Raw genomic sequence first — 12,861 nt, 5'->3', positions numbered from 1 at the left:
CCCCGCAGCACTCAGGTGACCGCCCATGAATGACTTACAGATCGATGACATCAAAACCGACGAGAACGCCGCCATGGTGTTGTTGGTGGACGATCAGGCGATGATCGGCGAAGCCGTGCGCCGTGGGCTGTCGAATGAAGAGAACATCGACTTCCACTTCTGCTCCGACCCGCATCAGGCCGTGGCCCACGCGGTGCGGATCAAGCCGACCGTGATCCTGCAGGATCTGGTGATGCCCGGTCTCGACGGCCTGAGCCTGGTGCGCGAATACCGCAATCACCCGGCAACCAAGGACATTCCGATCATCGTCCTGTCGACCAAGGAAGACCCGCTGATCAAGAGCGCGGCGTTCTCGGCCGGGGCCAACGATTACCTGGTGAAACTGCCGGACAACATCGAGCTGGTGGCGCGGATCCGTTATCACTCACGCTCGTACATGACGTTGCTGCAACGGGACGCAGCCTATCGCGCGTTGCGGGTCAGCCAGCAGCAGCTGCTCGATACCAACCTGGTGTTGCAACGCCTGATGAACTCCGATGGCCTGACCGGGCTGTCCAACCGCCGGCACTTCGACGAATACCTGGAGCTGGAATGGCGCCGCTCGCTGCGCGACCAGAGCCAGTTGTCGTTGCTGATGATCGACGTCGATTACTTCAAGTCCTACAACGACACCTTCGGCCACGTCGAAGGCGACGAAGCGTTGCGCAAGGTCGCCACGGCCATCCGCGAGGCCAGTGCCCGGCCGTCCGATCTGCCGGCGCGTTATGGCGGCGAAGAGTTTGCGCTGGTGCTGCCCAACACCTCGCCGGGCGGGGCGCGGCTGGTGGCGGAGAAGCTGCGCCAGACGGTCGCGGCGCTGAAGATTCCGCACAATGCCCCGGCCGAAGGGTCGAGCCTGACCATCAGCATCGGCCTGGCGACGATGGTGCCGGAGTCGGGCAGCGACTGCCGGTTGCTGATATCGGCGGCGGACCGTGGCCTGTACCTGGCCAAGAACAACGGGCGCAATCAGGTGGGGATCGAATGAACCATTGGGTTCATTCGCCTCAAGAGCCGCCAGACGGGCTGCCGTGACAGCTTGATTACGTTATACTCGCCGGCTTTCAAAAGTTCGCCAACGAGTGCTGCCCGTCATGGAAATCAACCCGATCCTGAACACCATCAAGGACCTGTCCGAGCGCTCCGAAACTATTCGGGGGTATCTTTGACTACGATCAAAAGCATGAGCGTCTGATCGAAGTCAATCGCGAGCTTGAAGATCCTGCAGTCTGGAACAAACCTGAATACGCCCAGGAACTGGGCCGCGAGCGCGCTGCGCTGGCGCAGATCGTCGATACCCTCGACGAACTGAACGGTGGCCTGGCCGATTGCCGCGAGCTGCTGGACATGGCCGTTGAAGAGAACGACGAGGGCGCGGTCAACGACGTCGTCGAAGTCCTTCAAGGTCTCGAAGAGTCCCTGTCCAAGCTCGAATTCCGCCGTATGTTCAGCCACGAGATGGACCCGAACAACGCCTACCTGGACATCCAGGCCGGTTCCGGCGGCACCGAAGCCCAGGACTGGGCCAACATCCTGCTGCGCATGTACCTGCGCTGGGCCGACAAACGCGGTTTCGACGCGACCATCATGGAGCTGTCGGCCGGTGAAGTCGCCGGGATCAAGGGTGCGACCGTGCACATCAAGGGCGAATACGCCTTTGGCTGGCTGCGTACCGAGATCGGCGTGCACCGTCTGGTGCGCAAGAGCCCGTTCGACTCCGGCAACCGTCGCCACACTTCGTTCTCCGCGGTTTTCGTCTCGCCAGAGATCGACGACAAGGTGGAAATCGAAATCAACCCGGCAGACCTGCGGATCGACACCTATCGTTCCTCCGGTGCCGGTGGTCAGCACGTAAACACCACCGACTCGGCCGTACGTATCACCCACGTACCGACCAACACCGTGGTGAGCTGCCAGAACGAACGTTCCCAGCACGCCAACAAGGACACCGCCATGAAAATGCTGCGGGCCAAGTTGTACGAGCAGGAAATGCAGAAGCGCAACGCGGCGTCCCAGGCGCTGGAGGACACCAAGTCGGATATCGGCTGGGGTCACCAGATCCGTTCGTACGTGCTCGATGCGTCGCGGATCAAGGATCTGCGTACCAACATCGAACGCAGTGACTGCGACAAGGTGCTCGACGGCGACATCGACGAATACCTGGAAGCCAGCCTGAAATCGGGCCTGTAAGCTTTCACCCGACCTCAAGTCCCCCGTCATCGGCGGGGGCAACGAACCTGTGATGGAATATTTAAAGACATGAGCGACCAACAACTCGACCCGCAAGCCCTGCAACAGGAAGAAAACTCCCTGATCGCCCTGCGCAAGGAAAAGCTTGCTGCCGAGCGCGCCAAGGGCAATGCCTTCCCGAACGACTTCCGCCGCGAAAACTACTGCGAAGCACTGCAGAAACAGTACGCGGACAAGACCAAGGAAGAGCTGGCAGAGGCTGCGATCCCGGTCAAGGTTGCAGGTCGCATCATGCTCAACCGTGGCTCGTTCATGGTGATTCAGGACATGACCGGTCGCATCCAGGTCTACGTCAACCGCAAGACCCTGTCCGAAGAAACCCTGGCCGCGGTGAAAACCTGGGACATGGGCGACATCATCGCCGCCGAGGGCACCCTGGCCCGTTCCGGCAAGGGCGACCTGTACGTCGAGATGACCAACGTGCGCCTGCTGACCAAATCCCTGCGCCCGCTGCCGGACAAGCACCACGGCCTGACCGACACCGAACAGCGCTACCGTCAGCGCTACGTTGACCTGATCGTCAACGAAGACGTGCGTCAAACCTTCCGCGTCCGTTCGCAAGTGATCGCGCACATCCGCAGCTTCCTGATGAAGCGCGACTTCCTCGAAGTCGAAACGCCGATGCTGCAGACCATCCCTGGCGGCGCTGCGGCCAAGCCGTTCGAAACCCACCACAACGCGCTGGACATGGAAATGTTCCTGCGTATCGCCCCAGAGCTGTACCTCAAGCGTCTGGTGGTTGGCGGCTTCGAAAAAGTGTTTGAGATCAACCGCAACTTCCGTAACGAAGGCGTTTCGACTCGTCACAACCCTGAATTCACCATGTTGGAGTTCTACCAGGCTTACGCCGACTACGAAGACAACATGGACCTGACTGAAGAACTGTTCCGCGAGCTGGCGCAGCTGGTTCTGGGCAGCACCGACGTGCCGTACGGCGACAAGGTGTTCCACTTCGGCGAGCCGTTCGTGCGCCTGTCGGTGTTCGATTCGATCCTCAAGTACAACCCTGAGCTGACCGCCGATGACCTGAACGACATCGACAAGGCTCGCGCCATCGCCAAGAAGGCCGGTGCCAAGGTGCTGGGCTTCGAAGGTCTGGGCAAGCTGCAGGTGATGATTTTCGAAGAACTGGTCGAGCACAAGCTGGAACAGCCGCACTTCATTACCCAGTACCCGTTCGAAGTGTCGCCGCTGGCCCGTCGCAACGACGACAACCCGAACGTCACCGACCGCTTCGAGCTGTTCATCGGCGGCCGTGAAATCGCCAACGCCTACTCCGAGCTGAACGACGCGGAAGACCAGGCCGAGCGCTTCATGGCGCAGGTGGCCGACAAGGACGCCGGCGACGACGAAGCCATGCACTACGACGCCGACTTCGTTCGTGCGCTGGAGTACGGCATGCCGCCAACGGCCGGCGAAGGTATCGGCATCGACCGTCTGGTGATGCTGCTGACCAACTCCCCGTCGATCCGCGACGTGATCCTGTTCCCGCACATGCGGCCACAAGCGTAAGTGTTTCAATAAAAAAGCCGCCTGAAATGGGCGGCTTTTTATTGCCTGTCTGGTACAAACGTATCAAATGGTTAATTTTGAAGAAAACAACAGAGGTATGCCTGTCGTGATCGGTGCAATGGCTCAAGAGGGTGCAGCGGGAATCGCCACTGCGGTCGCTGAAAGTGTTCAGTACCAGGGCCGCAAGGCCAGCCGGCAGGGCAGTGAACAGCGTCGACAGGACATTCTCGATGCGGCGATGCGCATTGTCGTGCGTGATGGCGTGCGGGCCGTGCGTCACCGGGCGGTGGCGGCCGAGGCCGGTGTGCCGCTGTCGGCCACCACGTATTACTTCAAGGACATCGATGACCTGCTCACCGATACCTTCGCCCAGTACGTCGAACGCAGTGCGGCCTACATGGCCAAGCTATGGATCAACAACGAAGGCCTGCTGCGTGAGATGGTGGTCAGCGGTGACGGCAGTCCGGAGTCGCGTTCGCAGCTGGCCGACGATATCGCCCGGCTAATGGCCGATTATGTGCATCGGCAACTGGTCAACCGTCGCGAGCATTTGATGGCCGAGCAGGCGTTCCGTCAGGAGGCGCTGCTCAACCCGCGTCTGGCGGAACTGGTGCGTTCCCATCAGCAGATTCTGTTGCAGGGCACCTGCCAGTTGTTCCAGGTATTGGGCTCGCGCGAGCCGCAGCAGGATGCCAAGGTGTTGACGGCGATTATCGGACGGATGGAATATCAGGGCCTGCTCAACGACGCCGAGCCTTTGGCCGAAGAGGACATGCTCGGCATTCTGACGCGCTATATGCACCTGGTACTCGCGTCGGTGTAACGCAATCCCCAGTTCGCTGGTGAGTTCGGGTCTAGGGAGTGTCGAATGAAAGCCTGGCGTGGCGTGCTGATCGCCTTGTCGTTCCTGCTGCTCAGCGGTTGTCTGGTGACCTTCCGCGAGCCGCTGCCCGCCAGTGAACCGGCGCCCAAGGGCCTGCTCGGCCAATGGTCGAGCACCAATGCCTGGGGCGAGCCGATGAATCTGGAATTGACGCGCCTGGGCAACGACCGCTATCAGGCGGTTGCATACTTCAAAGCCAAACCCCGCGAGCGTGAAGCCTATCCGTTCACGGTGTCGCGCCACGGCAACCGCTGGTACCTGTCGGCGAAGGTGCCGGCGCAATACGGCGGGCACTTCACCATTGCCGGTTTCGAAATCACCGACAAGCGCGAGCTGGTGATCTACAACCTCGACCTCGAACAGATCAACCAGGCCATCGCCCAGAAGACCCTCGACGGCCAGGGCTTCCAGACCGATGACGGCTACGGCGTGCAGGTCGACAGTCCGCTTGAAAAGGTCTTTGCTTACCTCGACGACCCGGCCAATTCCGACGTTTTCGTCGAAGCGGCGCGCTATCAGCATCAGGCCAAAGCCAAATAATTCAGTTCGTCACGTTTTCTACAGGAGTTTCGGGTGGACGATTACCAGCAGACGATACGCATTCTGTCCGATCGCATAGTGCTGGCGCAGACGCCGATCCGCGTGCTCGACGCGGTCAAGTGGGACGAGAACATCCGCAAGGGGTTCCTCAAGGCCAAGGGCAAGGAATTGCCGGCGGTGGATCGCGACTACTACCTCAACCGGCCGCTGTCCTTCGATTCGAGCAAGGTCAAGCTGGAGTTCCAGAACATCGAACGGGACATCACCCGCCAGCTCGGCCAGTTCAACCCGGTCGGCCAGATCATGCGTCGCATGTGCAAGGAATACCGGATGGTGGTGCGCATGCTCGAAGCGCGTGGCACCGAGGATTTCGGTCTGATTTCCCAAGAGTTGTACGGCGCAGCGTCCGACGCGTTTCATGCCGGTGACCCGACGCTGGCCGACCTCGGTCTGATGATGTCGGATTACCTGAACAACATCGACGGCCGTGGCGACCTGAAAGACGAACCGAAGATCCTCACCGCCAAGGACGCCGTGCACCTGCTGCAAACCCGCCTGAACAAGGTGTTCGGTGAGGCCGAGGAAACCATCCGCGTGTTCGAGTCCGACGGCATCGTCGCCGACGCGGCGGCGGGCGCTGACTACATCAAGATCCGCACCGACGCGATGTTCAACGATCGCGATGTGCGCGCGCTGGAGGTTCACGAAGGTCTGGTGCACGTCGGCACCACGCTCAACGGCTTGAATCAGCCGATCTGCACCTTCCTGTCCAAGGGCCCACCCTCGTCGACGGTGACTCAGGAAGGCCTGGCGATCCTGATGGAAATCATCACCTTCGCCTCCTACCCGAGCCGTTTGCGCAAACTGACCAACCGCACCCGCGCCATTCATATGGTCGAGGAGGGCGCTGACTTCCTGCAGGTGTTCGAGTTCTTCCGCGAGCAGGGCTTTGAGATGGCGGAAAGCTACGGCAACGCCAGTCGGGTTTTCCGCGGATCCACGCCGACCGGTCTGCCATTCACCAAAGACTTGTCCTACCTCAAGGGCTTCATCATGGTTTACAACTACATTCAGTTGGCCGTGCGCAAGGGCAAGCTTGAGCAGATCCCGCTGTTGTTCTGCGGCAAGACTACGCTTGAGGACATGCGAACCCTGCGTCAGCTGGTGGACGAAGGCCTGGTGGTACCGCCCAAGTACCTGCCGGACCAGTTCCGCGACATGAACGCGTTGTCGGCATGGATGTGCTTCTCCAACTTCCTCAATCACTTGAGCCTGGACCGGATCGAGGCGGATTACTCCAACATCCTTTGAACTCGATGATGTTCTTTGTGGGAGCGAGCTTGCTCGCGAAGGCGGTGTGTCAGGTAACGCGTGAGCTGAATGTTAGATAGCATTCGTCGGATCGCTGCCCGGAGCAAGCTCGCTCCCACATTGGAATGCATTCCCACCCTGTTTTTGCGAGGTTTCACCGGATGAGAATCCTCGGCATCCTTTGCCTGCTCCTGACCCTCGGCGGTTGCAGCTCGTTGCTGTTCTACCCCGAGCCGGGTCAGATCTTCACCCCGGAAAAGGCCAAACTCGAATACCGCACCGTCACCCTGACTACCGCCGACGGCCTCAAACTGAACGCCTGGTGGCTGCCGGCCAAGCCCGGGGTCGAGGTCAAGGGCACGGTGCTGCACCTTCACGGCAACGGCGGCAACCTGCCGATGCACCTGGGCGGGAGCTGGTGGCTCCCGAAAAACGGCTATCAAGTGCTGTTGGTGGACTATCGCGGTTACGGCTTGTCCGAGGGCGAGCCGAGCCTGCCGGCGATCTATCAGGACATCGATGCTGCCTTCGCCTGGCTGGACACGGCGCCTGAGGTCAAAGGCAAACCGCTGGTGCTGTTGGGCCAGAGCTTGGGTGGTGCAATGGCCGTGCACTGGCTGGTGCAACATCCGGAAAGACAAAAACAGCTCAAGGCCCTGGTGCTCGACGGCGTGCCCGCCAGTTACCGCAGCGTCGGCCAATACGCCCTCAGCACCTCATGGCTGACGTGGCCATTTCAGGTGCCGCTGTCGTGGCTGGTGCCGGATGGCGACAGTGCGATCAACGCGATGCCGCAGCTCAACGGCGTGCCGAAACTGATCTTCCACAGCCTCGACGATCCGCTGGTGCCCCTTTCCAACGGCATCCGTCTGTATCAAGCTGCGCCGCCACCGCGCGTGCTGCAGCTGACCCGTGGCGGCCATGTGCAGACCTTCGGCGATCCGGTCTGGCGTCAGGTGATGCTGCGCTACCTCGACGATCCCGAACACTTCAACGGCCTGCGCCGTCTCGGCGAGATCCCGAATTATCCAACACCCTCGAATTCTGAAGACGAACCACCAGAGAGCCCGCAATGAGTGAAGAACGTAACGCCATCCCGCTGATCATCACCGGCATCTGCAGCATCCTCGGCACCGTCGGCGCCCTGTGGTACTACGGCTACCTGCACTTCGCCAAACCCGAGGATGCGTTGCTGCTCAACGAATTCACCATGCTCAAGACCATTCCCGGCGAAGACTACAAAGTCTCCCTGACCCCGGCGCCGCAAGTGGCGCAGTGCATCGATGGCGTGCTGGTGCTGTTCGACACCGAACAGAAAGGCCTGACCGGGGTGCTGGTCAACAGCCAGAAAAAGGCCGTGCGCTGCATGGGCCAGGAGACCCCGCAGAAGCTCGAAGAATAAAACTGCGACGGACAAAAAGCCCCGCCTGAACACTCAGGCGGGGCTTTTCATTTACCGCTCAGCGAATCAGTGCGCGGTCGAGCTCACGGCCGAACGCGGCACCACTGGCTGGTTGTCGTTGGAAATGGTCACTTCCACCCGACGGTTCATCGCACGGCCCGAGACGGAGGTGTTATCCGCTACCGGGTATTCCTTGCCGTAACCCTGGGCAACGATGCGCGATGGGTCGACACCCATTTTGATCAGTGCAACCTGCACCGAAGTCGCGCGACGCTCGGACAGCGACTGGTTGTAGTTCGCCGCGCCAGTGCTGTCGGTGTAGCCCTCGACGATCACTTTGCGATCAGGGTTTTCCTGGAGGAACTGCGCCAGTTTGTTGATGTTCACCAGACCGCTGGATTTCAGGTCGGCCTTGTTGGTGGCGAACAGCACGTCACCGAAGGTCACCAAAGTACCGCGATCGGTCTGCTTGGCGTTGAGGCTGTCCTGCAGCTGCTTGATCTGCTGATCACGAGCGTCCAGACGGGCCTGGGCACGTTGGGCGGCGGCGTTCTTCAGGTTGTTTTCAGCGGTACGCAGGGCGATGGTCTGCTTGGCCACTTCCACGCGTTGGTTGGTCAGGTAGGCCAGTTGGTCGACCTTGTGCTGGTCTTCCTTGTCCAGATAAGCCTTGTCGGCCTTGTCCAGGTAATCACTGGCATCCTTGGTTTCCAGCGCCGCGACTTTGCTCGCCTGCGGGTTGGCCTGCAGGCCGGCGTAGTTGGTGCGCGCCTGTTCCAGGTTCGGGTTCGGCGGCGTCGAGCAGGCAGCCAGGGCAACGCTTGCGGCCAGGAGAGCGGGGATCATCAGTTGTTTACGCATAATCGTTCGTCCTTTCTATCGATAAGAGTTTCAGCCTTGCGGTCGGGATGCGCGCTTACTGCACGGTGCGCTGACTTTCCTGACGCAGTTCCTGAACACCTTTCTGGGAATCCTTCACAGCTTGTTCGGCTTTCATCGCCTGAGCCTTGCGTTCAGCGACGCGGGCGTCCCACTCGGCCTGTTCGGACAATGTGCGAGCCTCGTCATACTTCTTGTCGTGCATGGCGATTTCGGCTTGTTTCAGTTTGTCTTGCGCTTGCTTCATCTCGACGGCGGCGAATTCGGTACCGCCGGCGCTGACCGCACTGTTGACCGCCGATTGAGTCACGGCGTATTGCTCGGTCGGTGGATTGCCGGCGCAACCGGCCAGCACGAAGCTGGTGCCGATGGCGAGAGCGGCCAGTTTCAGACCGCGCAGGTGGGAAAACGAGGTTTGGGTCTTCATGGTCTTCAACTCCATTGGTTAACTCCTTGAAAGCTTCGAAATCCATCCTGGTAGCGGAGCCGCAACCGTCATGTGCAAGTGCGTTTTGAAACGCTCGTTCCAGGCGTGGTTACCTGTTCCGACCGAAGGCATTTTTCAAAAGTTCAGAAAAGATGGCTCATCGCCAAAAAATATTCTGACCAATTGGACAAGGCTCTAAACCGGGAACTTTGGCGGGGGAGAGTGGTACGCGCGGGTGAAAAATGGCGTAAAGGCGGAGGGAAAATACAGTCCCTGTGGGAGCTGGCTTGCCAGCGATGAGGCCATCAGACTCAACCTGTTTGCGGCTGAACTGACGCCATCGAGGGCAAACCGTTTCCCACAGTTTTGAAGGGTCAGGGATCAGTGTTTTTGTTTGCCGGCAGCAGCCGACAAATCGTGCAGATGACGCCGCGACAACGCGAGAAAACGCGGTGTCGGGCCAACGTCTTCATACAGCGGATCGCCTTCCTCGTCGGTGGCGACCACGGTCGAACCTTTCACATACGGCAGGCTCGCTTCGAACTCTTCGAGGGCGGCGCCGATCAGCTCGCCGAGCAGTTCTTCGGCGTGGCGTTTGGGGTACATCTCGGTTATTGCCGCCAGCCGTGCGGCAGCTTCCACATCCAGATGAATCGTGTAGCCGGTATCGGTCAGGCGACCCTTGGCGGTTTCTTCCCAATGCTGGGCGAGTTCACGGATTTTCATAAAAACCTCATGTCGCACCTGCTCATGGCAGGTCTTGGTGAGTGTCCGGCGTCAGCCGGCGGCAAGCCGTTGTGGGGCTTACTGTTGAGACTAGCTTCAACCCTCAAGGTTTAAAGTCCCTTCGTCGTCTGCTTGTAAGAAGCGTCCCAGAGCGGCACTCTCTGTTCATCCACTCACTTGCGATCCGTCACCGATTACTGCTGGAGAGATGCTGATGACCGATATTGATGCACGCTTGCGCGAAGACGTTCACCTGCTCGGTGAGCTGCTGGGCAACACCATTCGTGACCAGTACGGCGAGGCGTTTCTCGACAAGATCGAGCAGATCCGCAAGGGCGCCAAGGCCGACCGGCGTGGCTCGATGGACGCCGAACTCAGCGCCAGCCTCAATCAATTGAGCGAAGACGAACTGCTGCCCGTAGCGCGGGCCTTCAACCAGTTTCTCAACCTGGCGAACATCGCCGAGCAGTACCAGCTCATCCATCGCCGCGAAGAGACTCAGGCCGCGCCGTTCGAATCCCGCGTACTGCCGGAATTGCTCGCCCGCCTGCGCAACGAAGGGCACAGCGCCGAATCCCTGGCCCGGCAACTGGCGCGGCTGGAAATCGAACTGGTGCTCACCGCGCACCCGACCGAAGTGGCCCGCCGCACACTGATCCAGAAGTACGACGCGATCGCCGCGCAACTAGCGGCTCAGGATCATCGCGACCTGACCACGGCCGAGCGCGAGCAGATCCATAACACTCTGCAACGCCTGATCGCCGAAGCCTGGCACACCGAAGAAATCCGTCGCACCCGGCCGACTCCGGTGGACGAAGCGAAGTGGGGTTTTGCGGTGATCGAACACTCGCTGTGGCAGGCGATTCCCAACCACATGCGCAAGGCCGATCAGGCGCTGTTCGCCTCCACTGGCCTGCGTTTGCCGCTGGAAGCTGCGCCTATCCGCTTCGCTTCGTGGATGGGTGGCGACCGTGACGGCAACCCAAACGTGACGGCTTCGGTCACCCGCGAAGTGCTGTTGCTGGCGCGCTGGATGGCGGCGGATCTATACCTGCGTGACGTCGATCACTTGGCTGCCGAATTATCGATGCAGCAGGCCAGCGAAGCGCTCAAGGCCCGGGCCGGTGACAGTGCTGAACCCTATCGTACGGTGCTCAAGCAATTGCGTGAACGGCTGCGCGCCACGCGCAACTGGGCCCATGCCTCGCTGACTGCGACCACGCCGGCCCCGGCGGATGTGCTGCACAACAATCGCGATCTGCTCGATCCGCTGGAGCTGTGTTTCAACTCGCTGCACGAATGTGGCATGGGTGTGATCGCCGACGGGCCCTTGCTCGATTGCCTGCGTCGGGCCGTGACCTTCGGCCTGTTCCTGGTGCGCCTCGATGTGCGTCAGGACTCGTCCCGCCACAGTGCAGCCATGACCGAAATCACCGATTACCTTGGCCTCGGCAAGTACGAGGAGTGGGACGAAGAACAGCGCATCAGTTTCCTGACCCGCGAACTGCAAAACCGTCGGCCATTGCTGCCGGCGCATTTCAAACCCTCGGCCGACACCGCCGAAGTGCTCGCCACCTGCAAGGAAATCGCCGCCGCGCCGGGCGCTTCGCTGGGCTCCTACGTGATCTCCATGGCCGGCGCCGCTTCCGATGTGCTGGCGGTGCAACTGCTGCTGAAAGAGTCCGGCGTTTTGCGGCCGATGCGCGTGGTGCCGCTGTTCGAAACCCTCGCCGACCTCGATAACGCCGGACCTGTGATCGAGCGTCTGTTGCTGCTGCCGGGTTACCGCGCGCGCCTGCAGGGCCCGCAGGAAGTGATGATCGGCTATTCCGACTCGGCCAAGGACGCCGGCACCACCGCCGCGGCCTGGGCGCAATACCGGGCGCAGGAACGGCTGGTGGAAATCTGCCGTGAGCAGCAAGTCGAACTGCTGCTGTTCCACGGTCGCGGTGGCACCGTGGGGCGTGGCGGCGGCCCGGCGCACGCGGCGATTCTGTCGCAACCGCCGGGTTCGGTGGCCGGACGTTTCCGCACCACCGAGCAGGGGGAAATGATTCGATTCAAATTCGGCCTGCCGGACATCGCTGAACAAAACCTCAATCTGTATCTGGCCGCCGTGCTCGAAGCGACCCTGTTGCCACCGCCGCCACCGACGCCTGAATGGCGGCATCTGATGGATGAACTGGCCGCCGACGGTGTGGCTGCTTACCGCGCCGTGGTGCGTGAAAACTCGCAATTCGTCGAGTATTTCCGCCAGTCCACACCGGAGCAGGAGTTGGGCCGCTTGCCATTGGGCAGCCGTCCGGCCAAGCGCCGCGCCGGCGGGATCGAAAGCCTGCGGGCGATTCCGTGGATCTTCGGCTGGACCCAGACCCGCCTGATGCTGCCGGCCTGGCTCGGCTGGGAAACCGCGCTGAGCAAAGCGCTGGAGCGCGGTGAAGGCGAACTGCTGGGGCAGATGCGCGAGCAGTGGCCATTTTTCCGCACGCGCATCGACATGCTGGAGATGGTGCTGGCCAAGGCCGACGCCGACATTGCGCTGTCCTACGACGAGCGTCTGGTGGAGTCTGACTTGCTGCCTTTGGGTGCGCACTTACGCGACCTATTGTCGCAGGCGTGTTCCGTAGTCCTCGGCCTGACCGGTCAGTCGCAGCTACTGGCACATAGCCCGGACACCCTGGAATTCATCCGTCTGCGCAACACCTACCTCGACCCGCTGCATCTATTGCAGGCCGAGTTGCTGGCGCGCTCTCGGCAACAGAATGTCGAGCAGGGCAGCCCGGTGGAACAGGCGTTGCTGGTGTCTGTGGCGGGGATTGCCGCCGGTTTGCGAAATACCGGCTAAGGTTTTCTGCGTAAGGCGGGGCACCCGGGGCGAACCTCGGGTGCCGT

At 61.0% G+C, this 12,861-nt stretch carries 12 protein-coding genes; 9 read left to right on the top strand and 3 right to left on the bottom strand.

Annotation, left to right across the window (positions count from 1 at the left end):
• Positions 1 to 25: 25 nt before the first annotated feature.
• From AC1Q9F_RS07890 to AC1Q9F_RS07855, 8 genes are all read left to right on the top strand, one after another.
• A complete protein-coding gene (locus tag AC1Q9F_RS07890; protein WP_039769610.1) occupies positions 26 to 1,027 on the top strand; it encodes a response regulator in 1,002 nt (333 codons plus the stop codon).
• Positions 1,028 to 1,133: 106 nt separating this feature from the next.
• Positions 1,134 to 2,229 (top strand): peptide chain release factor 2 gene (gene prfB / locus AC1Q9F_RS07885; RefSeq protein ID WP_102621447.1). Its coding sequence is split into 2 segments (ribosomal slippage): positions 1,134 to 1,205 and positions 1,207 to 2,229, totalling 1,095 coding nucleotides; the frame shifts between segments, so codons are not numbered across the junction.
• 69 nt (positions 2,230 to 2,298) lie between these two features.
• A complete protein-coding gene (gene lysS / locus AC1Q9F_RS07880; protein WP_492619612.1) occupies positions 2,299 to 3,801 on the top strand; it encodes a lysine--tRNA ligase in 1,503 nt (500 codons plus the stop codon).
• A 118-nt stretch (positions 3,802 to 3,919) separates the two neighbouring features.
• Positions 3,920 to 4,624 carry a TetR/AcrR family transcriptional regulator gene (locus AC1Q9F_RS07875; RefSeq protein WP_011332647.1) on the top strand — a complete coding sequence of 235 codons (705 nt, stop codon included), beginning with the start codon at positions 3,920 to 3,922 and terminating at the stop codon, positions 4,622 to 4,624.
• Positions 4,625 to 4,669: 45 nt separating this feature from the next.
• A complete protein-coding gene (locus AC1Q9F_RS07870; protein WP_492619613.1) occupies positions 4,670 to 5,224 on the top strand; it encodes a hypothetical protein in 555 nt (184 codons plus the stop codon).
• Positions 5,225 to 5,257: 33 nt separating this feature from the next.
• Positions 5,258 to 6,535, top strand: coding sequence for a flavohemoglobin expression-modulating QEGLA motif protein (locus AC1Q9F_RS07865; protein WP_007954701.1), 1,278 nt, complete (start codon positions 5,258 to 5,260; stop codon positions 6,533 to 6,535).
• Positions 6,536 to 6,696: 161 nt separating this feature from the next.
• On the top strand, positions 6,697 to 7,611 hold the full coding sequence (locus AC1Q9F_RS07860) for an alpha/beta hydrolase (protein ID WP_492619614.1): 915 nt from the start codon (positions 6,697 to 6,699) through the stop codon (positions 7,609 to 7,611).
• Positions 7,608 to 7,937 carry a PA3694 family proteiin gene (locus AC1Q9F_RS07855; RefSeq protein ID WP_085609172.1) on the top strand — a complete coding sequence of 110 codons (330 nt, stop codon included), beginning with the start codon at positions 7,608 to 7,610 and terminating at the stop codon, positions 7,935 to 7,937. The genes AC1Q9F_RS07860 and AC1Q9F_RS07855 overlap by 4 nt, the downstream gene beginning before the upstream one ends.
• 66 nt (positions 7,938 to 8,003) lie before the next feature.
• Here the strand turns inward: AC1Q9F_RS07855 and lptF are convergent, their stop codons facing one another.
• The 3 genes from lptF to AC1Q9F_RS07840 all read right to left on the bottom strand — a co-directional run bounded on the left by lptF (position 8,004) and on the right by AC1Q9F_RS07840 (position 9,969).
• Positions 8,004 to 8,798 (bottom strand): lipotoxin F family OmpA-related lipoprotein LptF, encoded by a 795-nt coding sequence (gene lptF / locus AC1Q9F_RS07850; protein WP_007954705.1) that lies wholly within the window; start codon positions 8,796 to 8,798, stop codon positions 8,004 to 8,006.
• Positions 8,799 to 8,853: 55 nt separating this feature from the next.
• Positions 8,854 to 9,258 carry a DUF4398 domain-containing protein gene (locus AC1Q9F_RS07845; RefSeq protein ID WP_007954708.1) on the bottom strand — a complete coding sequence of 135 codons (405 nt, stop codon included), beginning with the start codon at positions 9,256 to 9,258 and terminating at the stop codon, positions 8,854 to 8,856.
• A 366-nt stretch (positions 9,259 to 9,624) separates the two neighbouring features.
• A complete protein-coding gene (locus tag AC1Q9F_RS07840) occupies positions 9,625 to 9,969 on the bottom strand; it encodes a pilin assembly protein (protein ID WP_492619615.1) in 345 nt (114 codons plus the stop codon).
• A gap of 214 nt (positions 9,970 to 10,183) precedes the next feature.
• On the opposite strand from AC1Q9F_RS07840, the gene ppc reads away from it, so the two are divergent.
• Positions 10,184 to 12,814, top strand: a complete 2,631-nt coding sequence (gene ppc, locus AC1Q9F_RS07835) for a phosphoenolpyruvate carboxylase (protein WP_492619616.1) — start codon at positions 10,184 to 10,186, stop codon at positions 12,812 to 12,814.
• The last annotated feature ends 47 nt before the right edge of the window (positions 12,815 to 12,861 follow it).

The sequence above is a fragment of the Pseudomonas sp. GW823-FHT04A03 genome (genome assembly GCF_058796615.1).
The sequence above is the reverse complement of the archived record's forward strand: the minus strand, read 5'-3'. Positions and strand labels throughout refer to the sequence as shown.

Coding starts and splice junctions, on each gene's coding strand:
- AC1Q9F_RS07840 (WP_492619615.1), bottom strand. CDS start 9,969: ATGAAAATCCGTGAACTCGCCCAGCATTGGGAAGAAACCGCCAAGGGT.
- AC1Q9F_RS07870 (WP_492619613.1), top strand. CDS start 4,670: ATGAAAGCCTGGCGTGGCGTGCTGATCGCCTTGTCGTTCCTGCTGCTC.
- AC1Q9F_RS07875 (WP_011332647.1), top strand. CDS start 3,920: ATGGCTCAAGAGGGTGCAGCGGGAATCGCCACTGCGGTCGCTGAAAGT.
- lysS (WP_492619612.1), top strand. CDS start 2,299: ATGAGCGACCAACAACTCGACCCGCAAGCCCTGCAACAGGAAGAAAAC.
- ppc (WP_492619616.1), top strand. CDS start 10,184: ATGACCGATATTGATGCACGCTTGCGCGAAGACGTTCACCTGCTCGGT.
- AC1Q9F_RS07890 (WP_039769610.1), top strand. CDS start 26: ATGAATGACTTACAGATCGATGACATCAAAACCGACGAGAACGCCGCC.
- AC1Q9F_RS07845 (WP_007954708.1), bottom strand. CDS start 9,258: ATGGAGTTGAAGACCATGAAGACCCAAACCTCGTTTTCCCACCTGCGC.
- AC1Q9F_RS07860 (WP_492619614.1), top strand. CDS start 6,697: ATGAGAATCCTCGGCATCCTTTGCCTGCTCCTGACCCTCGGCGGTTGC.
- AC1Q9F_RS07855 (WP_085609172.1), top strand. CDS start 7,608: ATGAGTGAAGAACGTAACGCCATCCCGCTGATCATCACCGGCATCTGC.
- lptF (WP_007954705.1), bottom strand. CDS start 8,798: ATGCGTAAACAACTGATGATCCCCGCTCTCCTGGCCGCAAGCGTTGCC.